This is a genomic window from Alloalcanivorax sp. C16-1 (assembly GCF_046507805.1).
Lineage (GTDB): Bacteria > Pseudomonadota > Gammaproteobacteria > Pseudomonadales > Alcanivoracaceae > Alloalcanivorax.
Window position 1 is genome coordinate 434,253 of record NZ_JBKFTK010000001.1, and the last position, 24,867, is coordinate 459,119.

Genomic DNA, 24,867 nt, shown 5'->3' on the forward strand with positions numbered 1-24,867 from the left:
GGGCCAAACAAAGCCGGTACGGTAGTGGCCGCCTGTTGCAGCGCGGTGACCCGGGCATGACGGGATTTATGTCAGCGATTTCGTCCCATGGAGTAGGATCAGAAGAAAAAAGCGGCCCGAAGGCCGCCTTTCTTTAACGCGATGATGCCGATGGTTCAGAACAGGTCCTGGTCCAGGCTCATCAGGGTGGCCGGGCCGGCCTTGATCTGTTCGGCCAGGGCGCCGGCGCGGGGCAGCAGGCGCTCGAAGTAGAAGCGTCCCACGGTGAGCTTGGCGCGGCCGAAGTCGTCGTCCCGTTGCGCGGCGGTGACCATCATGCGCGCCCACAGCCAGGCGTAGGTGACATAGCCGAACAGGTCCAGATACTCCACCGCGCTGGCGTTGACCATGTCCGGGTTGTCGCCGGCCTGGCGCAGCAGTTCGGCGGTGGTGCTTTCCAGCAGGTCCACGGCGGCCACCAGCCGTTCGCGGATGCTGTCCAGGCCCTGCTCGTTGGCGTTTTCGTCGATCCAGCCGCGCACGTCGGCCAGGAAGGCGTCCACGTACTTGCCGCCGTTGCGGGTCACCTTGCGGCCCGCCAGATCCAGCGCCTGAATGCCGTTGGTGCCTTCGTAGATTTGCGAGATGCGGCAATCGCGCACGAACTGCTCCATGCCCCACTCGCGCACATAGCCGTGGCCACCGAACACCTGCTGGCCAATCACCGTGGTGTCAAAGCCGCGGTCGGTGAAAAACGCCTTGGCGATGGGGGTGAGCAGCGCCACCCGGTCCTGGGCCGCTTTCTGCTCCGCGTCGTTCTCGGAGAACTTGGCCTTGTCCAGTTCCATGCCCACGTAGGTGGACAGGGCACGGCCGCCTTCGTTGAGGGCGCGCATGGTCAGCAGCATGCGGCGCACGTCGCCGTGCACAATGATCGGGTCGGCGTTGCCGCCTTCGTTCTGGACGCCGGTGGCGGCGCGGCCCTGCAGACGTTCGCGGGCGTAGTCGGCGGCGCTCTGGTAGCTCACCTCGCCCAGGCCCAGACCCTGGATGCCGATGGACAGACGCTCATAGTTCATCATGGTGAACATGGCGGCCAGCCCCTGGTTGGCTTCGCCGATGATCCAGCCTTTGGCGTCGTCGAAGTTCATCACGCAGGTGGCGGAACCCTTGATGCCCATCTTGTGTTCGATGGAGCCGGCGGCCACGCCGTTGCGTTCACCCGGGTTGCCGTCCGCGTCGGGCAGGAACTTGGGCACCAGGAACAGGGAAATGCCCTTGGAACCGGCGGGGGCATCGGGCAGTTTGGCGAGCACCAGGTGGATGATGTTGTCCACCATGTCGTGTTCACCGCCGGTGATAAAAATCTTGGTGCCGGAAATATTGAAGGAGCCGTCGTCGTTGGGCACGGCCTTGGTGCGCATGATGCCCAGGTCGGTGCCGCTGTGCGGTTCGGTCAGGCACATGGTGCCGCTCCACTCGCCGCTGTACAGCTTGGGCAGATAGGCCTGCTTGAGGTCGTCGCTGGCGTGAGCATCCAGACACAGGGTGGCGCCGTTGGTCAGCGCCGGATAAAGCGCGAACGAGGAGTTGGCGCTGTGCATCATTTCCTCGAACAGCACCGCCAGGGATTTGGGCATGCCCTGGCCACCGAATTCCGGATTGCCGGAGAACGCGGTCCAGCCGTTTTCGGCGTAGGTTTTGAACGCGTCCTTGAAACCTTTCGGCGTGGTGACCTGGCCGTTGTCGAAGTGGCAGCCTTCTTCGTCACCGTCGCGGTTGAGCGGGAAGAGCAGGTTTTCCACCATTTTGCCCGCTTCGTCCAGAATCGCGTCGGACAGATCGCGGGTGACCTCGGCGGTGGCGGGCATGGACGCCCACAAACGATCAGCCTGAAATACATCGTTCAAAATGAAACGCATGTCTTCCAACGGCGCTTTGTAGGTAGCCATGAAAAATCTCCCGAAACGTGGCGATTGCGGGAGCCTAGTTTAGTCGCGGCGAACGGGGCGTAAACGTTTATTTGTGACCCGCCGTTCATCCTCAACGGTGGGTTCCGGGCGACGCCACATCCACAGCAGCAACCCGCACAGAAAAACCGGCACGCCGATTTTTACGCTGTTCGGCGCGCCGGAAAGCGCGATCAGCACCACGCTGATCAGCATCACCGTGGAGGCGGCGCATTTGGCGCGGCGCGACATGGCGCCCTGCTCCCGCCACAGCACGATGGGCGGGCCGAAGCGGGGATGGTTGAGCAGCCAGTGTTCCAGACGCGGCCAGCCCCGGGTGCCCGCCCAGGCGGCGATCAGCATGAACACGGTGGTCGGCATGCCCGGCACCACCACGCCGATCAGCCCCAGGGCCACGCACAGCAGTGCCAGACCGCGCCAGAGAAAAGTACGCAGCATGGCCGCAGTATAAGACACAAAAAAGCCCCGCCGAAGCGGGGCTTTTTCAGAGCCATGCCGGAGCAGGCCGGATCAGAACGCGAAGTGTTCCTGGTCCAGTTCCATCAGGCAGTCGAGACCGCCTTCGATGGCGCCCTTGTGACCCGCCGCGCGCGGCAGGATGCGCTTCATGTAGAAGCGGGCGGTGCTGATCTTGGCCTTGTAGAAGTCCTCGTCGCCGGTACCGGCGGCCAGTTGCTCCTGGGCCTTGGCGGCCATCCGCGCCCACAGGTAGGCGAGGGTCACGTAGCCGGAGTACATCAGGTAGTCCACCGAGGCGGCGCCCACGTAGTCCGGGTTCTGCATGGCCTGCATGGCGATCGCCTGGGTCAGCTCGCCCCACTCGCGGTTGTAGTGGGCCACCGGGTCGATCAGCTCCTTGAGCTCACCGTTGTCGGCGTGGGCTTCGCAGAACTTGTGCACGATCTTGGTGAAGTTCCGCAGGGCCTGGCCCTGGGTCATCATCACCTTGCGGCCCAGCAGGTCCAGCGCCTGAATGCCGGTGGTGCCTTCGTAGAGGGTGGAGATGCGCGCGTCGCGCACGTTCTGCTCCATGCCCCATTCGCGGATGAAACCGTGGCCGCCGTAGATCTGCACGCCATGGTTGGCCGCTTCCAGGCCCACCTCGGTGACGAATGCCTTGGCGATCGGAGTGAGCAGCGCCATCAGATCGTGGGCCTGTTCACGCTCGGCGTCGTCACGGGCCAGCTTCACCTGGTCGCCGAGCTGGGCGCACAGATAGACCAGCGCACGGCCGCCTTCGGCGAACGCCTTGGAAGTGAGCAGCATGCGGCGCACGTCCGGGTGCACGATGATCGGATCCGCCGGGCCGTCCGGGTTTTTCGGGCCGGACAGGCTGCGCATGGCGAGCCGTTCCTTCGCATAGGCCAGACCGCCCTGGAAACCCAGCTCGGCGTGGGCCACGCCCTGGATGGCGGTGCCCAGACGGGCGAAGTTCATAAAGGTGAACATGCAGTTCAGGCCTTTATTCTCCGGGCCGATCAGGTAGCCGGTGGCGCCGTCGAAGTTCATCACGCAGGTGGCGGAGGCCTTGATGCCCATCTTGTGTTCGATGGAACCGCAGGCCACCGCGTTGCGCTCGCCCACGCCGCCGCTACCGTCGGTGAGGAACTTGGGCACGATGAACAGGGAAATGCCCTTGGTGCCTTTCGGGGCATCGGGCAGGCGCGCCAGCACGATGTGCACGATGTTCTCGGCCATGTCGTGTTCGCCGGCGGAGATGAAGATCTTGGTGCCGGTGATGCTATAGCTGCCGTCGGCGTTGGGTTCGGCCTTGGTTTTCAGGATACCCAGGTCGGAACCGCAGTGCGGCTCGGTCAGACACATGGTGCCGGTCCATTCACCGCTGGTCAGCTTCGGCAGGTAAGCGTTCTTCTGCTGGTCGGTGCCGTGCTCCTCGATGGTGGCCACGGCGCCGTGGGACAGGCCCGGATACATGCTCCAGGACCAGTTGGCGGTGCCGGTCATTTCGGAAATGGCGATGCTGGCGGAGCCGGGCAGGCCCTGGCCGCCGAATTCCGGATCGCCGTTGATGGCCGGCCAGCCACCTTCCACGTACTTGGCGTAGGCTTCCTTGAAGCCTTTCGGCGTGGTCACCACGCCGTCCTCGAAGTGGCAGCCTTCCTCGTCGCCGGACCGGTTCAGGGGAGCCAGTTCGTTCTCGGAGAATTTGGCGCCTTCTTCAAGAAAAGCGTTGAGCAGTTCGCTGTTCACCTCTTCCAGACCCAGCTTGGCGTAATGGCCGTCCAGGTCCAGCACTTCGTTGAGCACGAAGCGCATATCGCGCAGGGGAGCTTTGTACTCGGGCATGATCAGGTCTCCCAGGAATGAGTCGTCGTTAAGTGGGAAAACCGGCCCCGGAACGGGCTGTGACAGAGGCAGCGGGCGGGGGCGGGTCCATCGTCAGGGAGGAAATGGTAGCCGCGCCCCGGAGCCGCTGCCCACAACTATTTGTGACCCGTAAGTCAAACAAGCGTTTGAAATCACTTTTGTCCGACAACACTGGTATAGTCCGCCCCCAGAGCCCCGTTATTCTCGGGTTCCCGACAGGAGTACCACCCCATGATCGACCCCAATCTGCTGGACATTCTGGTCTGTCCGGTAAGCAAGGCGCCGTTGATCTACGACGAGCAACGCGCCGAATTGAAATGCAAGGCCAGCGGGCTGGCCTACCCGGTACGCGACGGCATTCCGGTGATGCTGGAGGAAGAAGCGCGCACCCTGAACGACGACGAACTGCGCGCGCTCTGACCCCCTTGCCAAGGACCTCCCCTATGCCCCGCCCGCTTCTCGCTCTGCTGTTGTGTCTGGCGGCGCCGGTCTTTGCCGCCGAGAACACCGATCCGATCACCCCGGCGGAGGACCCGGCCACCGCGCGCCTGGAAGAACAGAACGAGTGTCTGCTGCGCGCCGCGCGCACCGTGGGTGACGACATCACCGCCCAGCAGCTGCGCGCCTGGTGCCTGGAAGACGCGCCCCGGCCCAGGGAACGTTCGCCCCACGAAGACGCCCTGCGTACCCGGCTGGCCCTGGAACGCTCCAGCCAGGACAACCCCTTCGTGATCACCCCGCACCGGCGCAATTACCTGCTGCCCTACAGCCACTGGTCCAACCCCAAATGGAACGACCCGGACCGTCAGGGCCAGGAGCTGGACTCCAAGGAGGTCAAGTTCCAGATCTCTCTGAAGGCGCCGCTGTACAGCGATTTCTGGGACGGCAGCACCCTGTACATGGCGTTCACCGGGGTGTTTTTCTGGCAGGCCTACAACAAGAGCGAGTCGAGCCCGTTCCGGGAAATCAATTTCACCCCGGAAATCTTCCTGGCCAAACCGGTGGACTGGAAACTGGGCCCGGTGCAGAGCGAGCTGCTGGCGTTCGGCTTCCGCCACGATTCCAACGGCGAGGACGAGCCCACCTCACGGAGCTGGAACCGGCTTTACCTGCGCCACATCTCCCAGATCGGCCCGTACTATGTGTCGCTGATGCCCTGGTACCGGCTGCCAGAGGACGATAAGGACTATCCGCTGGACCCGCGTGGCGACAACAACCCGGACATCGAAAAGTACATGGGGCATTTCGAGCTGGAGGTGGCGCGCGCGTTTGGCAACCACGTGGTGGAGCTGATGGTGCGCAACAACCTGCGCTCCGACAACAAGGGCGCCGGCCGCGTCAATTACTCCTTCCCCATCAATGATCGCTTCAAGGGGCTGGTGCAGGTGTTCACCGGCTACGGCGATTCGCTGATCAATTACGACGATTACGAAACCCGCTTCAGCCTGGGCATTCTGCTCACCGACACCCTATAAGGGCGCGGGCAGCGGGTAGAGCCCGCCGTCCAGGGCCAGCACCAGCCGTTCGCCGCGGGCCGGGCGCACGGTCCAGCCGCCGGTGAGGCCGCCGAAGGCGGGCAGCACGGTGACCGCCTGGCGCAGCCAGAACACCGGCGCGCGCACCCCGTCGCCGGCGCCGCGCAGCCGGTAGGCCGGGTGCAGGTGGCCGCCTAGCACGTGGCGGCCGGCCACCGGCTCCGGGGCGTGACGCAACCGGAACGGCCCCAGATCCAGCTCGTCATGCCAGATCAGATCCAGGTCCAGGCCCTCCGCGTGCCGGTCATGGTTGCCGATCACCACCTCCGGCGTCAGCGTCGGGTGCGCCGCCCGCCAGCGCGGCCAGGCCGCCAGAAACGGTTCGCCGGGGCGTGGCCGGTGATGGAAAAAATCCCCCAGCACGATCAGCCGGTCCGGCCGGAAATGGCCGATCAGGGCGCTCAGCCGGTCCAGATCGGCGGCGCTGCCGCCGCCGGGCACCGCCAGCCCCTGGCGACGCAGAAAGGCGCCCTTGCCGAAGTGAGTGTCGGCCACCAGCAGCGCCCGCTGCGCCGGGTAATACAGGGCCCGGTCGCCGTGCAGCAGTACGGTTTCGCCGGCCAGGGGCAGGGTCAGAACCTCGCTCATCCGCCCCCCGCGCGCCGATCGGCGTGTTTCTCCAGACGCTCGGTCATGCGCGCCACCCGGTCCCGCCAGCTTTCCGTGCTGAGCCGGTTGCGCAGGCGCTCCACCCACAGCGGAAACGCCAGCGGCGTGAAGCGCTCCGGTTCGGTGAGGCACAGAGCCTGGTCCGCCACCCGCTCCAGCACGGCGCGCAGGCGGCCCAGTTCCAGCTGGCTTTCCAGCACTTCCCGGCGCGCCTGATCGAGCAGACGGTGGCTCGGGTCGTAGCGGTCCAGAGTGTCGTAAAGCAGGCCGCTGGAGGCCTGCAGCTGCTTGCCGGTCTTGCCCTTGCCCGGGTAGCCCTGGAACACCAGCCCGCTGATCCGGGCGATGTCGCGGAACCGGCGCCGGGCCAGCTCACTGGCATTGAGCGCGGCCAGCACGTCGTCCACCAGGCGCTCCGGCGACAGCAGCGCGCGCCAATCCTGTTCCGACAACGCCGGCAGCGCGCTGGCGGTGAGCAGTTCCAGCCCGTAATCGTTCACCGAGATCGAGAAGGTGGCCGGCAGCCGCTGCCCGAGCCGCCAGGCCAGCAGCGCCGCCAGCCCCTCGTGGGCCAGGCGCCCGGCGAACGGGAACAGAAACAGGTGGCTGCCCTCCCGGGAGCGGCTGCGTTCGATCAGCAGCCGGTGTCGGGAGGGCAGCGCCGACTGGTCCAGCTGCACCTCGAGAATCGGCCGGATCGCCTGCACTTCATCATCAACATAGTCGCCGCCGGCCACCTCCTCGAGAATCTCCAGCACCGTGTCCGCCAGCTCCGTGGACAGCGGCAGCCGCCCGCCCTGCCAGCGCGGCACCAGGGAGCGCCGGCCCTTGGCGGCGCGCACATAGGCGACCATATCGCGCACCTTCACCAGCTCCAGGGCGCGGCCGGAAAACAAAAAGGTGTCGCCGGGTTTGAGGCGGGCGATAAAGCTTTCCTCGATGGTGCCCAGGCCCGGGCCACGCAGGAATTTCACCCGCATCTGATAGTCGCTGGTGATGGTGCCCACGGACATCCGGTGGCGCCGGGCCAGCCCCTGGTCGGTGACCCGGTAGCGGCCGCCCTCTTCCACCACCCGCTGGAACTGGGGGTAATGTTCCAGCACCGGCCCGCCCCGGGTAATGAAGTCCAGGCACCATTGAAACTGCTCATCGGTCAGCGCAGCGAAGGCATGGGTGGCGCGGGCCTCGGCCAGGGCGGCGCCAGGCTCGAAGCCGTCGCCCACCGCCAGGGTCACCAAGTGCTGCACCAGCACGTCCAGGCACAAGGTCAGGGGGTGGCGCGCCTCCACCCGGCCGGCGGCCCAGGCACGGCGGGCGGCGGCGATTTCCACCAGCTCGAAGGCGTGGCTCGGCACACAGAGGATTTCGCTGTCGGCGCCGGGCCGGTGGCCGGAGCGGCCGGCGCGCTGCATCAGCCGCGCCACGCCCTTGGGGCTGCCCACCTGCACCACCCGGTCCACCGGCGAAAAATCCACCCCCAGATCCAGGCTGGAGGTGCACACCACGCAGCGGAAGGCGCCCTCGCGCAGGCCCTGCTCCAGCTTCTGCCGCAGGGGCCGGTCGATGGAGCCGTGGTGCAGGCCGATTTCGGTGATCCACTCCAGCTTGGTCTTGGCCAGGGCCTCGAACCACAGCTCCGCCTGGGAGCGGGTGTTGGTGAACAGCAGCGCGCTTTGGCCCTGCTCCAGGTAGTCGATCACCGGCTGGAGCTGGGACAGACCCAGATGGCCGGCCCAGGGAAAGCGGTCCAATTGCTCCGGGCACAGGCCGCGCACGGTGAGCGTCTTGGGGCTGTCGCCGGCGATGCGCTCGCCGGCGTCCGCATGCGGGCCCAGCAGTACCGCCATGGCTTCGTCCAGATTGCCCAGGGTGGCGGACAACCCCCACACCGGCAGCCCGGGCCGGCGGGCCCGCAGCCAGGCCAGGCACAGTTCCAGCTGCACGCCGCGCTTGCTACCCAGCAGCTCGTGCCATTCGTCCACGATCACCGCGTCCAGGTGCTGGAAGCGCTCCGCCGCCTGCTTGTAGGACAGCAGCAGCGACAGGCTTTCCGGGGTGGTGATCAGCGCCTCCGGCAGCCTTTTACGCTGGCGGGCGCGGGCGGCGGCGCCGGTGTCGCCGGTGCGGGTTTCCACCTTCCAGTCCAGCCCCACGCCGTCCAGGGCGGCGCGCAGGTTTTCAGCGGTGTCCGCCGCCAGGGCGCGCAGCGGCGTGATCCACAGCACCCGCGGGCCGGGCTTGCCGTCCTCCCGTTCCAGCGCCCGGGACACCGGACCCAGCCAGGCGGCCAGGGATTTGCCCGAGCCGGTGGGCGAGTGGACCAGCCCGGAGCGGCCCTCGCGGAACGCCGCCCAGGCGCGGCGCTGGAACGGCGCCGGCGTCCAGCCCTGCTCCGCGAACCAGGCGTCGACCCGGGCCAGGCCGTCAGCTGCCGAAGGCATTCAGCAGCTCCTTCACCTGGGCGAGGCTGTCCGCCTGCTCCGGGGTGAGATCCTGGCGCCAGCGGGCGATGCGCGGGAAGCGCAGAGCAATGCCGGACTTGTGCCGCGACGACGGCTGAATGCCCTCAAAGGCGATTTCGAATACATGGTGGGGGCGCAGGGAGCGCACCGGGCCGAACTTCTCCACGGTATTGCGGCGGATCCAGCGGTCCAGCTGGCCGATTTCCTTGTCGGTGAGGCCGGAGTAGGCCTTGGCGATGGGCACGTAGCTGTCGCCGTCCGGCACCGCCAGGGTGTAGTCGGTGTACAGGTTGGCGCGGCGGCCGTGGCCGGGCTGGGCGTAGAGCAGCACCGCGTCCAGGGTCAGCGGGTCGAGCTTCCACTTCCACCAGTCGCCGCGCACCCGACCGCTGCGGTAGGGGGTGTCGGCACGCTTGAGCATCAGGCCCTCGACCCGGTGTTCGCGGCTGTTCTCGCGCAGGGCCGCCAGCGCCGCCCAGTCGTCCGCCGCCACCGTGGGGCTGAGCTTGAGGGCAGGGGCGTCGAGGTCGCCGATCAGCGTTTCCAGGGCGGCGCGCCGTTCGCTGAGCGGCCGCGCGCGCCAATCCTCGCCACCGTACTCCAGCAGGTCGTAGGCCAGAAACGCCACCGGCACCTCGCGCAGCAGTTTGTCGCCGACCTTCTTGCGCTGGATGCGCCGCTGCATCTCGGAGAACGGCAGCACGCCGTCCTTCCAGGCCACCAGCTCGCCGTCCAGGACCACCTCCGGCAGCGCCCCGGCGGCGGCTTCCACCTCCGGAAAGCGCCCGGCCATGGGTTCCTCGCCCCGGGACCACAGCCACACCTGATTGGGCTCGGCGTCCGCCGGCCGCGCGATCAGTTGGGCGCGGATGCCGTCCCACTTCCATTCCGCCTGCCAGTCGGTGAGCGGTCCCAGGCTGTCCGGCTCGCTTTCCAGGGGCGAGGCGAGGAAGAACGGGTAGGGCTGGCCGTCGCGCTCCTCGCGCCGTTCCTCGCTGAGCAGATGCCGGTAGAAATCGGCGGACGGTTCGAACTCGCCCATCAGCCGGCGGGCGATCAGCGCCCGGGGCCGGTCGCTCAATTCCGCCAGGGCGCGCTCCACCAGGCCCCGGGATACACCCACCCGCAGGCTGCCGGTGAGCAGCTTGTTGTAGAGAAAACAGGCGGACCGGGGCAGCCGACGCCAATGGGCCAGCACCCGGGCCTTCTGGTCCTGCTCGTCCAGGCCGCGCAGGGCCAGTACGCCCTGCTCCACCCATTCCGCCAGCGAGCCTTCCACCGCCGGGCGGTCCTCGCCGTCGTCCATGAGCAGACTGACGGTTTCCGCCAGGTCGCCCACGTGCTGGTAGGTCTCCTCCACCAGCCAGTCCGGCAGGCCGCTGGCCTCGCCGAGCCAGTCGCGCAGTTTGCGGGCGCCGATCAGGCGTTTCATGCGCCGGCCGGTGAGCACGTACACCGCCCAGGCACCGTCCATGGGATCGACCTGCTCGAAGTAGTCTTTCAGGGCGTCCAGCTTGACGCGGGTGCGGGTGGTGGCGTCCAGCTCAGCGAACAGGGCGGCGAAGGCCTGCATCAGTCGTCCTCCCCGCCGTACAGGGTGCTGAGGGCGCGGGCATCCACGCCTTCCACCTCATTGAGGTAACGCACCAGTTCGTCGCTGCGGCCGTGGGTGGTGAGCACGGTGCGCGCGCCGCAGTCGCGGACGGTCCGCAGCAGCGCCGGCCAGTCGGCGTGGTCGCTCAGTTCGAAGCCGTAATCGTAGCCGCGCCGGCGGCGGTTGCCGCGAATGCGCATCCAGCCGGAGGCGAAACCGGTGCTGGCGTTCTTGAAGCGGCGCATCCAAGGGCTGCCGGCGGCGGAGGGCGGCGCCAGGATCAGCGCGCCGCGGAAATCGTGATCGCGCGGCAGCGCGGACACCGGCTCCGTGGGCAGCATGGTCACGCCGGCCTGCCGGTAGAGCTCGGTCAACGGCACCATGGCGCCGTGCAGATGCACGGTGCGGCCGGTGTGCGCGGTCAGCGCCGCCAGCACCCGCTGAGCCTTGCCCAGGGCGTAGGTGAACAGAATGCAGGGCCGGTCCGGATGCGCCGCCCACCAGTGGTGAATGCGCTCGCCGACCCGTTCCACCGGCGGCCAGCGGTAGCAGGGCAGCGCGAAGGTGGCCTCGGTGATCAGGGTGTCGCAGGGCACCACTTCGAAGGGCGCGCAGGTGGGATCGGCGTCCCGTTTGAAATCGCCGGTGAACAGCCACACCCGGCCGTCGTCGTGCTCCACGCGAACCTGGGAAGAGCCCAGCACATGGCCGGCGGAATGCAGGCTGACGCGCACCGCGCCGAAGCGGCGCCGCTCGCCGTAGTCGAGGGGTTCGAAGTCCTGGTTACCGAGCCGGTGGCGCAGCAGGGGCACGCCGTCGGCCTGGGCGAAGTAGCGTTGGCTGCCGGTGCGCGCGTGGTCGGCGTGGGCGTGGGTGAGCACCGCCCGGGGCACCGGGCGCCAGGGGTCGATGTGGAAGTCGCCGGCGGCGCAGTACAGGCCCTGGTCCGTGGGCACGATCAGCGGGGGCGTGGACTGGTCCTTCGTCATGGGGTCAGTGTGCCCGGAGAATGGTGATTCCGTCGTGAAAAAATTCGGGGTGCTTTGCAAACAAAGGTTGAACCCTCCAGCGGGGCCGCGTCTCGGCGTGGCCCTCCTTCCGGGAACGCCGTGAACCCGTCCCTGGGGGCTCCCTTTCGAACGTCCTGTTCTCAAGGGTCCCGGAAGGAGGGCCACGCCGAGACGCTTCGAGGTAGCTTCCCGCGCGGCTCCGTGGTTGGGGTGGGTGGGGTGGGAGCGGTCGTTTGGGCGCGATGGCGGCGCGCCGGGTCGGGTGTTCACGGGGTTGGGGCGCGGGCGTGGTTAGGCTGGCCGGGTTTCCATGGAGCGAGGGAGGCGGTATGGGGAAAGTCCGTTTGATCACCGGTGCCAGCGGCGGCATTGGTGGCGCGCTGACGCGGCGTTGTCTGGAGGCCGGGGATACCGTGTTCGCGGTGAGCCGGCGGCCGGGCGAGGGCCGGGCGCCGGCGGGTCATGGAGAGCAGCGGCTGATTCCGGTGGCGGCGGATCTGACCCGGGAAGCGGATATCGCCGCGTTGATGGAGCGGGTGGCCGGGGCCGGCGAGGCGCTGGACAGTCTGATTCACTGCGCCGGCGTGCTGCACGACGAGGCCCACGGACTGGCGCCGGAGAAGCGTTTGGAGGATCTGGACGGCGCCGCCCTGGCGCACGCCTTCGCGCTCAACGCCAGCGCGCCCATGCTGTTGGCCAAGCACGGTCTGCCGCTGCTGCGTCGGGGCCGGCGGGCGGTGTTCGCCTCTCTGTCCGCGCGGGTCGGCAGCATCGCCGACAACCGGCTCGGCGGCTGGTACGCCTACCGGGCCTCCAAGGCGGCGCAGAACCAGTTTATCCGCACCTTCGCGGTGGAAGCGCGGCGGCGGGCGCCGGGTCTGATCGTGCTGGCGCTGCATCCGGGCACCGTGGACACCGAACTGTCGCGCCCGTTTCAGCGCAATGTGCCGGAGGGCAAGCTGTTCAGCCCGGCGTTCGCCGCCGAGCGGCTGCTGGGCCTGATCGACGGCGCCGGCGAGGCGGACAGCGGCCGCTTCCTGGCCTGGGACGGCAAGGACATTCCCTGGTGAGCCACCACAAGGCCACCCTGCCGGAGAAAACCTGCCCGGTGTGCGGCCGGCCGTTCCGCTGGCGGCGCAAGTGGGCCCGGGACTGGGAGCGGGTGATCTACTGTTCGCAACGCTGCCGCCGGAGCCGCCGGTGAAGCGGGCTCAGGGAAGGTGCTCCAGGGTGCGCTTGCGCAGGTCTTCCAGGGCGTCGCTGAAGCGCACCGGGTAGGGCGCGTCGGCGCGGGCGGTGCCGCGCAGCGCTGCCGGCAGGGAGGCCAGTTCCCGGCGCAGACGCTCGCGGGCGGCGTCCGGGTCCGGCGGCGGCACCACCGGCGCGCCGTCCGCCACCACGGTGCGCAACAGCGGCTCGCCGTGGCGTTCCTCGTCGGCGGCGGTGATCTCGTCGCCCATCAGCCGGCCCTCGCCGTCGTACTGCCGCCACACCTGCTTGGCGCCCGGGTAGACCGGCTTGCCCGGCGACGCCTTGAGGCGCGGGCGGCCATCGTATTCGGTGAGTTTGTAGGCGAAGTCCAGGGACGGCGCGTCCGCCACCGAGCCCATCTCGGTGCCCACGCCGAAGCCGTCGATGGGGGCGCCGCCGGCCACCAGATCCGCCACTTTCCATTCGTCCAGGCCACCGCTGACCACCACGCGGATGCGCGACAGGCCGGCGCCGTCCAGTTTGTCGCGCACCGCCCGGGCCAGGGCGGCCAGATCCCCGGAGTCGATGCGCAGCGCGCCCACTTCCAGGCCCTCGTCGCGCACCAGACCGATCACCTTGTCGGTGGCGGCCAGGGCGTCGTAGGTGTCGATCAGCAGGGTGGTGCCCGGGTAGTCGCGGGCATAGCGGCGGAACGCCTCGGTTTCGTCGTCGAACGACTGGATGTAGGAGTGCGCCATGGTGCCGCGCAGCGGCAGGTCGAAGGTCAGCCCGCCCAGCACATTGCTGGTGGCCTGGATGCCCGCCACCCGGTAGGCGCGCACGCTGCGCCAGGCGGCTTCCAGGCCGTGCATGCGGCGCATGCCGAAATCCAGCACCGGGGCGTCGCCGGCGGCCAGCACCACCCGCGCCGCCTTGGAGGCGAGCAGGGTCTCCAGGTTCACGTAGTTCATCAGCAGGCTTTCCAGCAACTGCCCCTCGGCCACCGGCGCGCGCAGTTCCAGCAACGGCTCCTGGGGGAACACCAGGGAGCCCTCCGGCAGCGCCCGCACCTCGCCGCTGAAGCGGAAGCCGGCCAGCCAGTCCAGGAATTCATCGCGGAAACCCAGCGGCGCCAGGCGGCGCACCTGCTCCTCGGGAAACCGCAGTTCGCTGATCAGCCGGGCGGCGTGCTCCTGGCCACAGGCCACGGCGAAATTACGCTGGCCGGGCAACACCCGGTAGAACAGGCTGAACACCGCCTCGCCCCGCCGTTCGTCCAGATGGTAGGCCTGGGCCATGTTCAATTCGTAGAGATCGGTGAGCAGACCCAGTTCGTCCGCCCGTGGCCAGACTGCGGTCATCGGCGCTTCCTTCGGCTGGTGGTATCAAACACCGCTATGGATTGCTCCCCGGCGGGCGCTTTTCAAGGCCCGGAGCCATGACCGGCTTCCTGGCATCGCGGCCCGGCTCGGGTATGATCCGCTGCGGGCCTGTGTGTTTAAAACAGCGTGAACGGGAGAACACTATGCGAACTCTGGCGCGAATCGGCGTGCTCGGCCTGCTGGCCCTGCTCGGCGCCTGCCAGACCCTCACCGGGCTGGAAGCCCCGGAGGTGAACCTGTCCAGTCTCCGCCTGGAACAGGTCAGCGTGTTTGAGCAACAGTGGCAGGTGGTGCTGCGCGCGCGCAACCCCAACGACCGCGACCTGACGCTCAAAAGTCTGGATTATGAACTGTTCGTCAACGGCGAGAAGCTGGCCCGCGGCCTGACCGGCGACGACGTGACCCTGCCGGCCATGGGCGATGCCCTGGTCAGCACCCGCATCACCACCAGCCTGATGCAGACCCTGGGCAAGCTGAAGGGCCTGCAGCAGGAACCGGGGGCGCCGCTGGACTACCGCATCAAGGGCACCGCCCGGGTCAAGGGCCTGGCCTTTCCGCTGAACTTCGATCAGCGCGGCGAATTCCGGCTGCCGGACACGGTGCCGCTGCGCTAAAAGGTGCCGCCGCGCCAGCCCTGCAAACGATCCAACCTGACCCGGGCGGCCACCCCGCCGAGCGTTCCGGTCATCCCCCGCCGCCGGCGGGCGGGCTACAGTGGGGCCTGACTAGGGGCCCTATTTATGCAACCGGACTTCCAGGTGGCCATTATCGGCGCCGGCTTTGGCGGGCTGGGCATGGCCATCGAGCTGAAAAAACGCGGCCGCCACTCTCTGGTGATCCTCGAAAAGGCCGACGGCGTGGGCGGCGCCTGGCGGGACAATACCTACCCCGGCGCCGCCTGCGACGTGCCGTCGCACCTGTACTCCTTCTCGTTCACCCGCAAGTTTGATTGGTCACGCCGCTTCGCCCCCCAGGCGGAGATCCTCGCCTACCTGCGGCAGTGCGTGCGCGACCACGATCTGGCGCCGCATCTGCGTTTCCGTTGTGAAGTGCGCGGCGCCCGCTTCGACGAAAACGACCATCTCTGGCACATCGACACCGGCGATGGCCCGGTCACCGCCCGGGCCCTGATCACCGCCACCGGCCAGTTGAACAGGCCCGCCTGGCCGCGCCTGCCGGGCCTGGAGCGCTTTCAGGGCGCCGCCTTCCACAGCGCCCGCTGGGACCACGACGTGGACCTGACCGGCAAAACGGTGGCGGTGGTCGGCACCGGCGCCAGCGCCATCCAGTTCGTGCCGGAGGTGGCGCGGGTGGCGGCCCAGGTAAAGCTGTTCCAGCGCTCCGCCGCCTATGTGATTCCCAAGCCGGACCGGCCCTACTCCGCCCTGGAGCACGCCCTGATGCGGCGTTTTCCCATGCTGCAGCGCCTGGACCGGGCGCGCATCTACGCGCAGAACGAGAGCCGGGTGCTGGGCTTCACCGCCCTGCAGAGCGTGATGCGGGTCTACGAGTGGCTGTTCTGGCGCTACCTGCGGCGCACCATCAGCGACCCGGCCCTGCGCGAGACGCTGACGCCGGACTACCCCATGGGCTGCAAGCGCATCCTGATCTCCAACGACTATTTCCAGGCCATCGAGCGCCACGCCATCGAGGTGCACGACGGCGGCGTGACGGCGGTGGACGAAACCGGGGTGGTGGACGCCCGGGGCCGCCATCACGACGCCCAGGTGCTGATCCTGGGTACCGGCTTCCAGGCCACCGACTTCCTGGCGCCCATGGCCATCACCGGCCGCGATGGCCGCGACCTCAACCGGGCCTGGCGGGACGGCGCCGAAGCCTACCTGGGCATCAGCGTGAGCGGTTTCCCCAATCTGTTCATGCTGTACGGGCCCAATACCAACCTGGGCCACAACTCCATCGTCTACATGCTGGAGTCACAGATCGCCTATGTGCTGAGCGCCCTGGAGACCCTGGAACGGCCCGGCGTCGAGCGGCTGGAGGTGTCCGCCACCGTGCAGGACCGCTTCAATCGGGAGCTGCAGCGGCGGCTGCGCGACACCGTCTGGGAGCGCGGCTGCGAGAGCTGGTACAAGACCGCCAGCGGCAAGAACACCAACAACTGGCCCGGTTTCACCTTCCAATACCGGCGCCGCACCCGACGATTGGATCCCCGCGATTATGAGTTGTACCCGTGAAACCGGCGGCGAGGCCCCGGGCCCGTCGCAACGCCTGATCGCCGCCACCCTGCGCGGCGCCCTGAAAAGCCTGCTCGGCCCCGCCTTCCAGGCGCGGGCGCCGGTGTCGCTGCAGCGGCGCTGGCTGGCCACCGTGGCGCGGGCCACCCTGCCCGCCCGGGGCGTGCCCCGGCACCACACCCGTTTCGCCGGGGTGCCGGTGGAGGTGGTCGGCCAGGGGCGCGCCGGCACCGTGCTGTACCTGCACGGCGGCGGCTACATCGCCGGCGGCCCGGCCACCCACCGGGCCCTCACCACCCGGCTGGCGAAGGCGCTGGACGCCACCGTGATGGTGGTGGATTACCGGCTGGCGCCGGAGCACCCGAGTCCGGCGGCCCTGGACGACACCCTGGCGGTGTACCGGGCGCTGCTGGACCACGGCCACCCGCCGGAACGGCTGGCGGTGGCCGGTGATTCCGCCGGCGGCGGCCTGAGCCTGGCGTTTTTGCAGCACCTGCGCGACGGCGGCACCCTGCCGTTGCCGGCGGCCGGCGTGCTGCTGTCGCCGTGGCTGGATCTGACCCTGGCGCACACGCCGGAGCACGTCGCCGGCGAGGCCATGCTCAGCCGCGCCTGGCTGGATGCCGCCGCCCGGGCCTATGCCGGCGAGCGCCGGGACCGGCCGGAGGTGTCGCCGCTGCTGGGCGACCTGAACGGCCTGCCGCCGCTATTGATCCAATGCGGTGGCGACGAGATTCTCGGCGCCGACAGCGAGCGGCTGGCCGACGCCCTGGATCAGGCGGACACCCAGGGCCGCTACCAGCGGTTCGCCGATCGCTGGCACGTGTTTCAACTGCACGCCGGGGTGCTCGCCGACGCGGACCGGGCGCTGGCTTCGATCCGCGACTTCCTGGCCGACCGTTTCCAAGGGGAGGCGCGCCCATGAACCGCATTCTGATCACCGGCGCCGCCAGCGGCATCGGCCTGGCCACCGCCCAGCGCTTCCACGCCCGGGGCTGGCAGGTGGGGCTGGTGGATGTGAACGACAACGCCCTGCGTTCGGTGCACGCGGAGCTGGGGGCCGACACCTGGTTCCAGGCGGTGGACGTGACCGATCCGGCCGCCTGCCGGGCCGCCGCCGACGCCTTCGCCGCCCGGGCAGACGGCCTGGACGTGCTGTTCAACAGCGCCGGGCTGCTGCACATGGGGCCGGTGGAGGAAGTGCCCCTGCTGAACCACCACCGCACCCTGGACATCAATGTGAAAGGGGTGCTGCACATGAGCCTGGCGTGCCTGCCCCACCTCAAACGGTCCGCCCGGCCCCGGGTGCTGAACATGAGTTCCGCCTCGGCCCTGTACGGCGTGCCGGACCTGGCGGTGTATTCCGCGTCCAAGTTCGCGGTGCGCGGTCTCACCGAAGCGCTTAATCTGGAATGGCAGCGGCACGGCATCCTGGTGCAGGACCTGATGCCGCCGTTCGTGAACACACCGATGGTCACCGGCCAGCGCTATCGGGCGGCGGTGGTGGACCGCATGGGGGTGAAACTGAGCGCCGACGACATTGCCCAGGCGGCGGAGCAGGCGCTGGAGAGCGGGCGGGTGCATACCCCGGTGGGGCTGCCGTTCCGGATCACCGTGCTGATGGAAAAACTGGCGCCCCGTTGGGTGACCCGGGAGCTGATGCGCCGGCTGAGTCGCTGACCGGCGCCGCTACTCCTCGCCCCAGTGGATCACCACCCGGCGGCGGCCCCAGTCGCGCGCCGCGTCCAGGTCCTCGCCCATATAGATGTCGATCTTGTTCTGCCAGCGGCTGTGCATCTTGTCGCGCACATACCAGACCCCGTCCAGGCCCTCGATGCGCACCGGGGTGCCGTAATCCAGGCCGGCGCCGATCAGGTCCCGGGACACGGCGATGGCCTTCATGCCGGGCACCAGGGTGTCGCCCCAGGCGGCCACGCTGTGGTCGTTGCCGGCGCCCTGGCCCTCCAGGGAATTGTAGGCGGTGGCGGTGACCGTGGTGGTCTCCTTGAACGCTTCGGCGGGCGGATGCTGCGCCGTCGCCGGCCCCGGCGTCGCCACCGCCAGCACGGCCAGCAGCGCGGCCGCCGCCACGGACAGGGGCCGGCGCGCCGGTTTCGTTCTGAACCCGCTCTTCACCTCGATGTCGGCATAGTTTGTCGATGTCATCGCGATTCCTGGTTTGCCTGTTGATGCTGTTCGCACTTTCCGCCTGCGCCACGGCCCCCGCGCCGCCTCCGCCGGAACCCCGGGTCTGGTCCGCCGAGGGGCCGCCGCGGGCGGTGCTGGTGGCCTTGCACAGTTTCGGCGACCACGACGACGCCTTCAATCTGGCGGCGCCGGCGCTGGCGGAGGCCGGCTACACCGTCTACGCCTTCGACCAGGCCGGCTTCGGCGACCGCACCCTCAAGGGCGGCCGCTGGGCCGGCGAGGAGCGGCTGGTGGCGGACGCCGCCGAGCTGGTCCGTCAGGCGGCCCGCCAGCACCCGGACCGGCCGCTTTACCTGCTCGGCGAGAGCCTGGGCGGCGCGGTGGCGATACTGGTGGCGGCACGCCATGCGGACCTGCCGGTGGACGGCCTGATCCTGGCCGCGCCGGCGGTGCGCGAAGGCATTCGACTGCGCTACGGCTGGAACGTTCTGATCGCCACCGCCGCCACCCTGGCGCCGGGCTATCCACTGACCGTGTCGCGCTCGCCGGACGATCCCAAGCTGGCGCCCGCCGCCGCCCGGCGCCTGGCGGAGGATCCCCAGGTGATGCGCCGGGTGCGCCTGGACGCCTACTGGGGCCTGATCAAGCTGGCCGACAGCGCCAGCGACGCGGCCCCCTCCCTGACCCTGCCCACCCTGGTGCTGTACGGCGGCCTGGACAGCTCGGTGCCGGCGGTGGGCATCGAGCGGCTCAACCAGCACCTGGGGAAACGGGGCGATTATCGGTACTTCCCGGACGGCCCGCACCTGCTTTTGCAGGGCCGCCACTGGCCGGCGGTGGTGGAGACCATCGAGCAATGGCTGGCGGACCCGCCCCGGTTGCCGCACTGACGACGGATCGGCGGCGATCAGGCCCCGGTATCGGCGCCGGAATTTGCTAGGCTTGGCCTATCGCCCCCTTTCCAGGAGATAACGGCACCATGAGCAAACGGGTTCTGATCACCGGCGGCAATTCCGGCATCGGTCTGTGCACCGCGGAACAACTGGCGGCCCGCGGCGCGGAGGTGATTCTCGCCTGCCGCGACCAGGCCAAGGGGCAGGCGGCGCTGGCGCGCATCAAACATAACAACCCGGACGCCCGGGTGCGGTTGGTGAGCCTGGACCTGGCGGACCTGAACCGGGTGCGCGGCGTGGCCGGCCAGCTCAACGACGAACTGGACGGGCTGGATGTGTTGATCAACAACGCCGGGGTGGTGCCGCGCCGCCAGCAGTTCACCGCCGACGGCTTCGAGATGCAGTTCGGGGTCAACTACCTGGCGCCGGTGCTGCTCACCCATCTGCTGCTGCCGCTGCTGCAACAGCGCCCCGGCGCCCGGGTGGTGCACGTGGCCTCGGTGGCCCACTGGCTGGGGCGCATCAATCCGGGCACCTGGCGCGGGCGCCGCCCCTATCTGATGCTGGACGCCTACGGGCAGTCCAAGCTGGCCAATATTCTGTTCAGCGACGTGCTGGCCCAGCGGCTGGCCGCCCAGGACATCACCAGCAATGCGCTGCACCCGGGCGGCGTCGACACGCCGATCTTCCGGCACACGCCGGAACTGCTGATGAAAGCCATCCGCCCCACCCTGACCACGCCGGAGAACGCCGCCCGCCTGCCGGTGAGTCTGGCCCTGGACGACCGCTACAACGGCGTCACCGGCGGCTATTTCGACGCCAAGGGCCCCGCCACCCGGTCACCCCGGGCGCGCAACAAGGCCAGCGGCGAGAAGCTGTATCGGGAAAGCATGAAGCTGCTGGGTATCAATCCGCTGTGAGTCTCACTCCGCTGTAAAGGGCGCCCGCTCCAGGGCCCGCTCGGCCACCGCGTGCTGCAGCCCGGGATAGAGCTCCAGGAACACCTGCTCCAGGTGCTCGTAGTGGTGTTCGATGTCCGCCTGGCAGCCCTGGAACCGGTTGGCGAAGCGCACCCGGGCGGCGATGCGGTCCAGCGCCCGCCCCACGGTGTCCAGCTCGGCGTAGTGGCGCACCCAGTCCTGGGCCACCATGCGCTCCACCACCGCCCGCATGGGCACCGGCATCAGGGCGCGGCCTTCGCCCAGCAAGCGGTAGTCGCGGTCGATGGCCCGGTGCAGGGGTTCGTCGTGGAAGCGGTCCCAGTGGCGCACCAGAAAATGGTCGAACAGCACGTCCAGGGCGACCCCGGCGAAACGCCGCCGGGGGGCGGCGAACAGCTGCCGGCTGTGGCGCACCGGCGGGTGATCGTCGGTGACCCGGTCCACCAGCCGGTGGTTGAGCAGGCCGCGCCGCACCGGTTCGGACAGGTCCTCCTCGCGCACACCGCGCATGAAATCGCCGAGCAGATTCCCCACCTTGGATTCGGCGGTGGGCTGCGCCAGCGCCAGATGGGCGAAGTAGTTCACGGCCCGCCCCGGGCCATCAGAAAACGCAGATTCTGGCGCACCGCCGGCCATTCCTGATTGATGATCGAGAACACCACGGTGTCCCGGTAAACGCCGTCGTCGCTCACCGTGTGGTGGCGCAGCACGCCGTCCTGCTTGGCGCCGAGCCGGGCGATGGCGGCCCGGGAGGCGCGGTTGTGCCAGTGGGTGCGAAACTCCACGGCGATGGCGTCCAGGGTTTCAAAGGCGTGGCGCAACAGCAGCCATTTGCACTCGGTGTTGACGCCGGTGCGCTGGTAACGGCCGGCGTACCAGGTGTGGCCCAGTTCCAGACGGCGGTTGTCTTCGTCCACCTTGAAGAACCGGGTGCTGCCGATCACCCGGCCACTTTCCCGGTGGCGCACCGCGAACGGCAGATCGCCCTGGTCACGGCCGGCCAGGGCGGTGTCGATGTAGGCCGCCACCCCTTCCGGCGACGGCGCGAAGGTAAACCAGAGCTTCCAGAGTTCGCCATCCTGGCAGGCTTCGATCAGGTCGTCGGCGTGGGCCGCCGTGAGCGGCTCCAGCGTGACCCGATCGCCTTCCAGGGTGACCGGTTCGATCCAGCGGGCCATGGCGGCTCCCGGCGTGATAACAGAAGCTTGAGCATAGCGGAAGGCGCCGCGCGACGCAGGCCGCGCGGCGCCTTTCGTGAATTACTCCGGCCGTGAATTACTCCGGCTTGGCGGCGTCCGGCTTGTTGGCGGCGGGGGTTTCCATCTGCTGGCGGGTGCGGGCCAGGGCCGGGGCCACCGCGTCGCACTGGTCGGCGCCCTGATCACAGGCCACGCAGCCGGCGGCGGCGCTGGCCGCCATGGTCAGATTGACCCGGTAGGCCAGCTGCGGCAGCTTGGCGGCGCGGTCGCGCAGGGCCACCGCCTGCTCGTGGAGCGCGCCGTGCTCGGCGCGGCAGGTTTTCAGCGCGCTCTCGTCGGCGGGATCGTAGGCCTTCTTCAGGGCCTGGCCACTGGCGTGCAGCGATTCCAGTTCGGCGATCATGCCGTTGATCTGTTCCGGGTTTTCCGGCGCCACGGCCAGGGCCGGGCCGGTCAGGCACAGGGCCAGGGCGGAAATCAGCAGGCGTTTCATGGGTACACTCCTTTTTTATTGTTCGGGATGGTCGTGCTTCGGCCCAGGCCGGGAAACCCGGGCCGTGCTCTGAGACCCGCGCCAGTCTCCGGAGTTCAGCCCGGGGGCCAGGAGAACGGGCGGCCGCCCAGCACGTGCACGTGCAGGTGGAAGACGGTCTGGCTGGCGCCGGCGCCGTTGTTGACGTTGAGCCGGAAATCCTCGAGCCCCTGTTCACGGGCCACCTGGCCGGCCACCAGCAGCAGATGACCGAGCAGTTCCTTGTCGTCCTGGTCGGCGTCGGACAGTTTGGGGATCGGCTTGCGGGGGATCACGAGAAAATGGGTGGGCGCCTGCGGGTTGATGTCCTTGAACGCCAGGCACTGATCGTCCTCATAGACGATGTCGGCGGGGATCTCCCGGTCGATGATCTTGGAAAAGATGGTCTCGCTCATGCTCGCTCTCCGGCCTCTGGCGTGAAAGGCCCAACCATAGAACAAGGCGGCCTTCACGTCGATGCGTGTTCCGGGTCACATCACGGCCATGCGGGAACGGCAATTTACAAAACCCGGGGTGAGACCCGGGCGCCGCTGCGACTATAATGGCCGCCCTGCTTGCAACCCCTTTCAATGAAGAGCTTATGGCCACCCTGTTCGTCGAAAACCTGACCGTGGTGGACTTTTCCTATCTGCACGCCAAGCGCGGCATGGTGGGTGAGTCCTGGATCGTCGACCTGGAACTGTCCGGCGATCTGGATGCCCAGGGCATGGTGTTCGATTTCGGACGCATCAAGAAAACCGTCAAACACACCGTGGACGAGCGCGTCGACCACCGGCTGCTGGTGCCCGCCGACAGCGACCAGCTCGACCTGCACGCCCGGGACGACGGCCACCTGGCCCTGACCTGGCGGTATCTGGCCGGGGAAGTCCGCATGGTGACCCCCGCCGCCGGCGTGCTGGATCTGCCCGGCCTGGAAGTCAGCAAGGCCGGCGTGACCCTCTATCTGATGGAACTGATCCGCGACGCGGTGCCCGACAACGTCAGCGAGATCCACGTGATCCTGCGCGAGCAGGACACCGGCACCGCGCCCTTCTACCACTATTCCCACGGTCTCAAGAAGCACGACGGCAACTGCCAGCGCATCGCCCATGGCCACCGCTCCGGCATCGAGATTTTCGAGAACGGCCGCCGCAGCCGCTATTGGGAAAAGCTCTGGGCGGACCGCTGGGAAGACATCTATATCGGCACGCGGGAAGACCTGGAAGGCACCTACTACGTGGAGGAAACGCCTCATCACCGGTTCCGCTACGACGCCCCCCAGGGCCACTTCGAGCTGGTGATCCCGGAGGACCACTGCTATCTGGTGGACTGCGACTCCACGGTGGAAAACCTGGCCGAACACATCGCCGCGGAACTGGCCCGGGAGGCGCCGGGCAAGCGCTTCCGGGTGCGCGCCTTCGAGGGCGTGGGCAAGGGCGCCATCGCCGAGGCCGGCGAGGACAATCCGCGCCTGGCCAAGGGCGGCTGGCTCACCGGCTCGTCGGTCTTTTAGGCCGGCGTCAGGGGTCTTCCGCCAGAATCCGTTCCGCTTCTTCCTGAATCAGGCGGCGCAGCCAGCGGTGCGCGGCGTTGTGGTGCAGCAGCGGCGACCAGGCCATTTTCAGCTCGAACTCGGGAATCTCGAACGGCGGCGGTTTGATGATCAGCTGCGGGTTCTGCGCCTGCATGCGCGCCACCCGGCTCGGCAGGGTGGCCACCAGATCGTTGTTCATGGCCAGCAGACCGGGCATCTGGTAGTGGCGGGTGAAGATGGTGATCTTGCGGCTGCGGCCCAGCCGCTGCAGGGCGTGGTCGATCCAGCCCAGGCCGCCGAGCTTTTCCGGGTTCATGCCGAAGCCCACCCCGAAGCCGGTCTTGGACACCCAGATGTGCTGCGCGGACAGGTAGCTGTCCAGGTCGAAATGGCGAGCGATGGGGTTGTCCCGGTTGAGCAGGCAGGAGAAGGCGTCCCGCCACAGCGTCACCTGATGGAAGGAGCCGGGGATCTCGTTGAAGCGGTTGATGGCCATGTCCACCCGCCCCTGTTCCATGTCCGGGTAGCTCACGTCCGACGGCGTGACGAAATCCAGCACCACCTCCGGCGCCTCCTCGCGCAACCGGCGCACGATGTGCGGCACCAGGGTGCCCTCGGCGTAATCGCTGGTCATGATGCGGAATACCCGGCGGCTTTCCGCCGGTCGGAAGCCGTCTTCCGGCGTGAACAGGGATTCCGCCTGGGCGATCAGCTGACGCACCAGCGGCTGCAGCTCCTGGGCCCGATCGGTGGCGGTCATGCCTTCGCTGGTGCGGATCAGCAGCGGGTCACCGAACATCAGCCGCAGCCGCTTGAGGCTGTTGCTCATGGCCGGCTGGGTAATGCCCAATTGCTCGGCGGCGCGGGTCACGTTCTTCTCGCGCAACAGCACATCCAGGTACTTGAGCAGATTGAGATCGGCGCTGGCGATGTTCATGAAAGGGGCTCGACGGAAACCGGAAAACCGGAGGAGTATAGCACCGCCCCCTGTTAACTCCGTCACTGTCCCGACAGATCATGGCGCTTTGCCACTCGCCCGGCTGAAAAAAAGTGCGTATTGTGATCCCTTCTTTTGTCAGGCCGGTAAGGATTATGAAGCAGGACGTAAGCAGCCAGGCGGAGAAATTCGTGGTGCGGTTTCCGTCGGGCATGCGCGGCCGTATCACGGAAATCGCCGCGCGCAACCACCGCAGCATGAACGCGGAAATCGTCGCCCGCATACAGCACAGTCTGACCCACTGGCCCACGGTGGAGGCCGCCCAACAGCACGCCATTCCGGTGGGCCACGAGGAGCAGGTACTTCTGCAGCGCTTCCGGCGTCTCACCCCGGCCCGTCAACGCGCCCTGCTGGGGCTGCTGGACTGACGCCGGGCCGCCGCCCTTGAG

26 protein-coding genes are annotated in these 24,867 nt (G+C 68.3%); 12 read left to right on the forward strand and 14 right to left on the reverse strand.

Going from position 1 to position 24,867, the window contains the following annotated elements:
- Nucleotides 1-155: 155 nt before the first annotated feature.
- The 3 genes from ACLD0W_RS02130 to ACLD0W_RS02140 are packed head-to-tail and all read right to left on the reverse strand — an operon-like array spanning nt 156 to nt 4,256.
- On the reverse strand, nt 156-1,931 hold the full coding sequence (locus tag ACLD0W_RS02130; RefSeq protein WP_410305863.1) for an acyl-CoA dehydrogenase C-terminal domain-containing protein: 1,776 nt from the start codon (nt 1,929-1,931) through the stop codon (nt 156-158).
- A 39-nt stretch (nt 1,932-1,970) separates the two neighbouring features.
- The gene (locus ACLD0W_RS02135; protein ID WP_410305864.1) at nt 1,971-2,405 is read right to left on the reverse strand and encodes a YbaN family protein; all 435 of its coding nucleotides are present in this window, start codon (nt 2,403-2,405) and stop codon (nt 1,971-1,973) included.
- Between the two features lie 54 nt (nt 2,406-2,459).
- Complete coding sequence (locus tag ACLD0W_RS02140) at nt 2,460-4,256, reverse strand: acyl-CoA dehydrogenase C-terminal domain-containing protein (protein WP_410305865.1); 1,797 nt, start codon at nt 4,254-4,256, stop codon at nt 2,460-2,462.
- Nucleotides 4,257-4,508: 252 nt separating this feature from the next.
- Here ACLD0W_RS02140 and ACLD0W_RS02145 point away from each other — a divergent pair, with 252 nt between their 5' ends.
- Entirely contained in the window at nt 4,509-4,697 is a 189-nt protein-coding gene (locus ACLD0W_RS02145) for a Trm112 family protein (RefSeq protein WP_410305866.1), read from the forward strand.
- A 23-nt stretch (nt 4,698-4,720) separates the two neighbouring features.
- The gene (locus ACLD0W_RS02150; protein ID WP_410305867.1) at nt 4,721-5,752 is read left to right on the forward strand and encodes a phospholipase A; all 1,032 of its coding nucleotides are present in this window, start codon (nt 4,721-4,723) and stop codon (nt 5,750-5,752) included.
- Here ACLD0W_RS02150 and pdeM read toward each other — a convergent pair.
- From pdeM to ACLD0W_RS02170, 4 genes are read right to left on the reverse strand one after another with little or no spacing between them, the layout of a single operon-like run.
- The gene (gene pdeM / locus ACLD0W_RS02155) at nt 5,747-6,400 is read right to left on the reverse strand and encodes a ligase-associated DNA damage response endonuclease PdeM (RefSeq protein WP_410305868.1); all 654 of its coding nucleotides are present in this window, start codon (nt 6,398-6,400) and stop codon (nt 5,747-5,749) included. The two genes, ACLD0W_RS02150 and pdeM, sit on opposite strands and share 6 nt — an antisense overlap.
- A complete protein-coding gene (locus tag ACLD0W_RS02160) occupies nt 6,397-8,862 on the reverse strand; it encodes a ligase-associated DNA damage response DEXH box helicase (protein WP_410305869.1) in 2,466 nt (821 codons plus the stop codon). The genes pdeM and ACLD0W_RS02160 overlap by 4 nt, the downstream gene beginning before the upstream one ends.
- On the reverse strand, nt 8,846-10,456 hold the full coding sequence (locus ACLD0W_RS02165) for an ATP-dependent DNA ligase (protein ID WP_410305870.1): 1,611 nt from the start codon (nt 10,454-10,456) through the stop codon (nt 8,846-8,848). Before ACLD0W_RS02165 ends, ACLD0W_RS02160 begins: the two co-directional genes overlap by 17 nt.
- Nucleotides 10,456-11,466 (reverse strand): ligase-associated DNA damage response exonuclease, encoded by a 1,011-nt coding sequence (locus ACLD0W_RS02170; protein WP_410305871.1) that lies wholly within the window; start codon nt 11,464-11,466, stop codon nt 10,456-10,458. Before ACLD0W_RS02170 ends, ACLD0W_RS02165 begins: the two co-directional genes overlap by 1 nt.
- A 350-nt stretch (nt 11,467-11,816) precedes the next feature.
- Between ACLD0W_RS02170 and ACLD0W_RS02175 the strand changes: the two genes are divergently transcribed.
- Together ACLD0W_RS02175 and ACLD0W_RS02180 are read left to right on the forward strand one after the other, a co-directional pair.
- Nucleotides 11,817-12,557: an SDR family NAD(P)-dependent oxidoreductase gene (locus ACLD0W_RS02175; RefSeq protein ID WP_410305872.1), complete on the forward strand. Its 741-nt coding sequence runs from the start codon at nt 11,817-11,819 to the stop codon at nt 12,555-12,557.
- Nucleotides 12,554-12,691: a DUF2256 domain-containing protein gene (locus ACLD0W_RS02180; RefSeq protein ID WP_410305873.1), complete on the forward strand. Its 138-nt coding sequence runs from the start codon at nt 12,554-12,556 to the stop codon at nt 12,689-12,691. Before ACLD0W_RS02175 ends, ACLD0W_RS02180 begins: the two co-directional genes overlap by 4 nt.
- Before the next feature lie 7 nt (nt 12,692-12,698).
- On the opposite strand, the gene ACLD0W_RS02185 is transcribed toward ACLD0W_RS02180, so the two are convergent.
- Nucleotides 12,699-14,039, reverse strand: coding sequence for a nicotinate phosphoribosyltransferase (locus ACLD0W_RS02185; RefSeq protein ID WP_410305874.1), 1,341 nt, complete (start codon nt 14,037-14,039; stop codon nt 12,699-12,701).
- Between the two features lie 164 nt (nt 14,040-14,203).
- Here ACLD0W_RS02185 and ACLD0W_RS02190 point away from each other — a divergent pair, with 164 nt between their 5' ends.
- From ACLD0W_RS02190 to ACLD0W_RS02205, 4 genes are all read left to right on the forward strand, one after another.
- Entirely contained in the window at nt 14,204-14,674 is a 471-nt protein-coding gene (locus ACLD0W_RS02190; protein ID WP_204430257.1) for an LEA type 2 family protein, read from the forward strand.
- 126 nt (nt 14,675-14,800) lie between these two features.
- Nucleotides 14,801-16,255, forward strand: coding sequence for a flavin-containing monooxygenase (locus ACLD0W_RS02195; protein WP_410305875.1), 1,455 nt, complete (start codon nt 14,801-14,803; stop codon nt 16,253-16,255).
- Nucleotides 16,239-17,180 carry an alpha/beta hydrolase gene (locus ACLD0W_RS02200; RefSeq protein WP_410305876.1) on the forward strand — a complete coding sequence of 314 codons (942 nt, stop codon included), beginning with the start codon at nt 16,239-16,241 and terminating at the stop codon, nt 17,178-17,180. Before ACLD0W_RS02195 ends, ACLD0W_RS02200 begins: the two co-directional genes overlap by 17 nt.
- Nucleotides 17,177-17,935 (forward strand): SDR family oxidoreductase, encoded by a 759-nt coding sequence (locus ACLD0W_RS02205; protein WP_410305877.1) that lies wholly within the window; start codon nt 17,177-17,179, stop codon nt 17,933-17,935. The genes ACLD0W_RS02200 and ACLD0W_RS02205 overlap by 4 nt, the downstream gene beginning before the upstream one ends.
- Before the next feature lie 9 nt (nt 17,936-17,944).
- Here the strand turns inward: ACLD0W_RS02205 and ACLD0W_RS02210 are convergent, their stop codons facing one another.
- Nucleotides 17,945-18,421, reverse strand: a complete 477-nt coding sequence (locus ACLD0W_RS02210; protein WP_410305878.1) for a 3D domain-containing protein — start codon at nt 18,419-18,421, stop codon at nt 17,945-17,947.
- A gap of 23 nt (nt 18,422-18,444) precedes the next feature.
- Here ACLD0W_RS02210 and ACLD0W_RS02215 point away from each other — a divergent pair, with 23 nt between their 5' ends.
- Both ACLD0W_RS02215 and ACLD0W_RS02220 read left to right on the forward strand, forming a co-directional pair.
- The gene (locus ACLD0W_RS02215; protein WP_410305879.1) at nt 18,445-19,293 is read left to right on the forward strand and encodes an alpha/beta fold hydrolase; all 849 of its coding nucleotides are present in this window, start codon (nt 18,445-18,447) and stop codon (nt 19,291-19,293) included.
- An 89-nt stretch (nt 19,294-19,382) separates the two neighbouring features.
- Nucleotides 19,383-20,216 (forward strand): SDR family NAD(P)-dependent oxidoreductase, encoded by an 834-nt coding sequence (locus ACLD0W_RS02220; RefSeq protein ID WP_410305880.1) that lies wholly within the window; start codon nt 19,383-19,385, stop codon nt 20,214-20,216.
- 3 nt (nt 20,217-20,219) lie between these two features.
- Here the strand turns inward: ACLD0W_RS02220 and ACLD0W_RS02225 are convergent, their stop codons facing one another.
- From ACLD0W_RS02225 to ACLD0W_RS02240, 4 genes are all read right to left on the reverse strand, one after another.
- Nucleotides 20,220-20,822, reverse strand: coding sequence for an ACP phosphodiesterase (locus ACLD0W_RS02225; protein WP_410305881.1), 603 nt, complete (start codon nt 20,820-20,822; stop codon nt 20,220-20,222).
- Nucleotides 20,819-21,415: a GNAT family N-acetyltransferase gene (locus tag ACLD0W_RS02230; RefSeq protein WP_410305882.1), complete on the reverse strand. Its 597-nt coding sequence runs from the start codon at nt 21,413-21,415 to the stop codon at nt 20,819-20,821. The genes ACLD0W_RS02225 and ACLD0W_RS02230 overlap by 4 nt, the downstream gene beginning before the upstream one ends.
- A 97-nt stretch (nt 21,416-21,512) precedes the next feature.
- Entirely contained in the window at nt 21,513-21,929 is a 417-nt protein-coding gene (locus ACLD0W_RS02235) for a hypothetical protein (RefSeq protein ID WP_410305883.1), read from the reverse strand.
- A 95-nt stretch (nt 21,930-22,024) separates the two neighbouring features.
- Nucleotides 22,025-22,363: a histidine triad nucleotide-binding protein gene (locus ACLD0W_RS02240; protein WP_410305884.1), complete on the reverse strand. Its 339-nt coding sequence runs from the start codon at nt 22,361-22,363 to the stop codon at nt 22,025-22,027.
- 185 nt (nt 22,364-22,548) lie between these two features.
- On the opposite strand from ACLD0W_RS02240, the gene ACLD0W_RS02245 reads away from it, so the two are divergent.
- Entirely contained in the window at nt 22,549-23,460 is a 912-nt protein-coding gene (locus tag ACLD0W_RS02245) for a 6-pyruvoyl trahydropterin synthase family protein (RefSeq protein WP_410305885.1), read from the forward strand.
- A gap of 7 nt (nt 23,461-23,467) precedes the next feature.
- Here the strand turns inward: ACLD0W_RS02245 and ACLD0W_RS02250 are convergent, their stop codons facing one another.
- Complete coding sequence (locus ACLD0W_RS02250; RefSeq protein ID WP_204430231.1) at nt 23,468-24,418, reverse strand: LysR family transcriptional regulator; 951 nt, start codon at nt 24,416-24,418, stop codon at nt 23,468-23,470.
- 155 nt (nt 24,419-24,573) lie between these two features.
- Here ACLD0W_RS02250 and ACLD0W_RS02255 point away from each other — a divergent pair, with 155 nt between their 5' ends.
- The gene (locus ACLD0W_RS02255) at nt 24,574-24,846 is read left to right on the forward strand and encodes an Arc family DNA-binding protein (protein WP_410305886.1); all 273 of its coding nucleotides are present in this window, start codon (nt 24,574-24,576) and stop codon (nt 24,844-24,846) included.
- The last annotated feature ends 21 nt before the right edge of the window (nt 24,847-24,867 follow it).

Coding starts and splice junctions, on each gene's coding strand:
- ACLD0W_RS02130 (WP_410305863.1), bottom strand. CDS start 1,931: ATGGCTACCTACAAAGCGCCGTTGGAAGACATGCGTTTCATTTTGAAC.
- ACLD0W_RS02140 (WP_410305865.1), bottom strand. CDS start 4,256: ATGCCCGAGTACAAAGCTCCCCTGCGCGATATGCGCTTCGTGCTCAAC.
- ACLD0W_RS02145 (WP_410305866.1), top strand. CDS start 4,509: ATGATCGACCCCAATCTGCTGGACATTCTGGTCTGTCCGGTAAGCAAG.
- ACLD0W_RS02150 (WP_410305867.1), top strand. CDS start 4,721: ATGCCCCGCCCGCTTCTCGCTCTGCTGTTGTGTCTGGCGGCGCCGGTC.
- pdeM (WP_410305868.1), bottom strand. CDS start 6,400: ATGAGCGAGGTTCTGACCCTGCCCCTGGCCGGCGAAACCGTACTGCTG.
- ACLD0W_RS02160 (WP_410305869.1), bottom strand. CDS start 8,862: ATGCCTTCGGCAGCTGACGGCCTGGCCCGGGTCGACGCCTGGTTCGCG.
- ACLD0W_RS02165 (WP_410305870.1), bottom strand. CDS start 10,456: ATGCAGGCCTTCGCCGCCCTGTTCGCTGAGCTGGACGCCACCACCCGC.
- ACLD0W_RS02170 (WP_410305871.1), bottom strand. CDS start 11,466: ATGACGAAGGACCAGTCCACGCCCCCGCTGATCGTGCCCACGGACCAG.
- ACLD0W_RS02175 (WP_410305872.1), top strand. CDS start 11,817: ATGGGGAAAGTCCGTTTGATCACCGGTGCCAGCGGCGGCATTGGTGGC.
- ACLD0W_RS02185 (WP_410305874.1), bottom strand. CDS start 14,039: ATGACCGCAGTCTGGCCACGGGCGGACGAACTGGGTCTGCTCACCGAT.
- ACLD0W_RS02190 (WP_204430257.1), top strand. CDS start 14,204: ATGCGAACTCTGGCGCGAATCGGCGTGCTCGGCCTGCTGGCCCTGCTC.
- ACLD0W_RS02195 (WP_410305875.1), top strand. CDS start 14,801: ATGCAACCGGACTTCCAGGTGGCCATTATCGGCGCCGGCTTTGGCGGG.
- ACLD0W_RS02200 (WP_410305876.1), top strand. CDS start 16,239: ATGAGTTGTACCCGTGAAACCGGCGGCGAGGCCCCGGGCCCGTCGCAA.
- ACLD0W_RS02205 (WP_410305877.1), top strand. CDS start 17,177: ATGAACCGCATTCTGATCACCGGCGCCGCCAGCGGCATCGGCCTGGCC.
- ACLD0W_RS02210 (WP_410305878.1), bottom strand. CDS start 18,421: ATGACATCGACAAACTATGCCGACATCGAGGTGAAGAGCGGGTTCAGA.
- ACLD0W_RS02215 (WP_410305879.1), top strand. CDS start 18,445: ATGCTGTTCGCACTTTCCGCCTGCGCCACGGCCCCCGCGCCGCCTCCG.
- ACLD0W_RS02220 (WP_410305880.1), top strand. CDS start 19,383: ATGAGCAAACGGGTTCTGATCACCGGCGGCAATTCCGGCATCGGTCTG.
- ACLD0W_RS02230 (WP_410305882.1), bottom strand. CDS start 21,415: ATGGCCCGCTGGATCGAACCGGTCACCCTGGAAGGCGATCGGGTCACG.
- ACLD0W_RS02235 (WP_410305883.1), bottom strand. CDS start 21,929: ATGAAACGCCTGCTGATTTCCGCCCTGGCCCTGTGCCTGACCGGCCCG.
- ACLD0W_RS02240 (WP_410305884.1), bottom strand. CDS start 22,363: ATGAGCGAGACCATCTTTTCCAAGATCATCGACCGGGAGATCCCCGCC.
- ACLD0W_RS02245 (WP_410305885.1), top strand. CDS start 22,549: ATGGCCACCCTGTTCGTCGAAAACCTGACCGTGGTGGACTTTTCCTAT.
- ACLD0W_RS02250 (WP_204430231.1), bottom strand. CDS start 24,418: ATGAACATCGCCAGCGCCGATCTCAATCTGCTCAAGTACCTGGATGTG.
- ACLD0W_RS02255 (WP_410305886.1), top strand. CDS start 24,574: ATGAAGCAGGACGTAAGCAGCCAGGCGGAGAAATTCGTGGTGCGGTTT.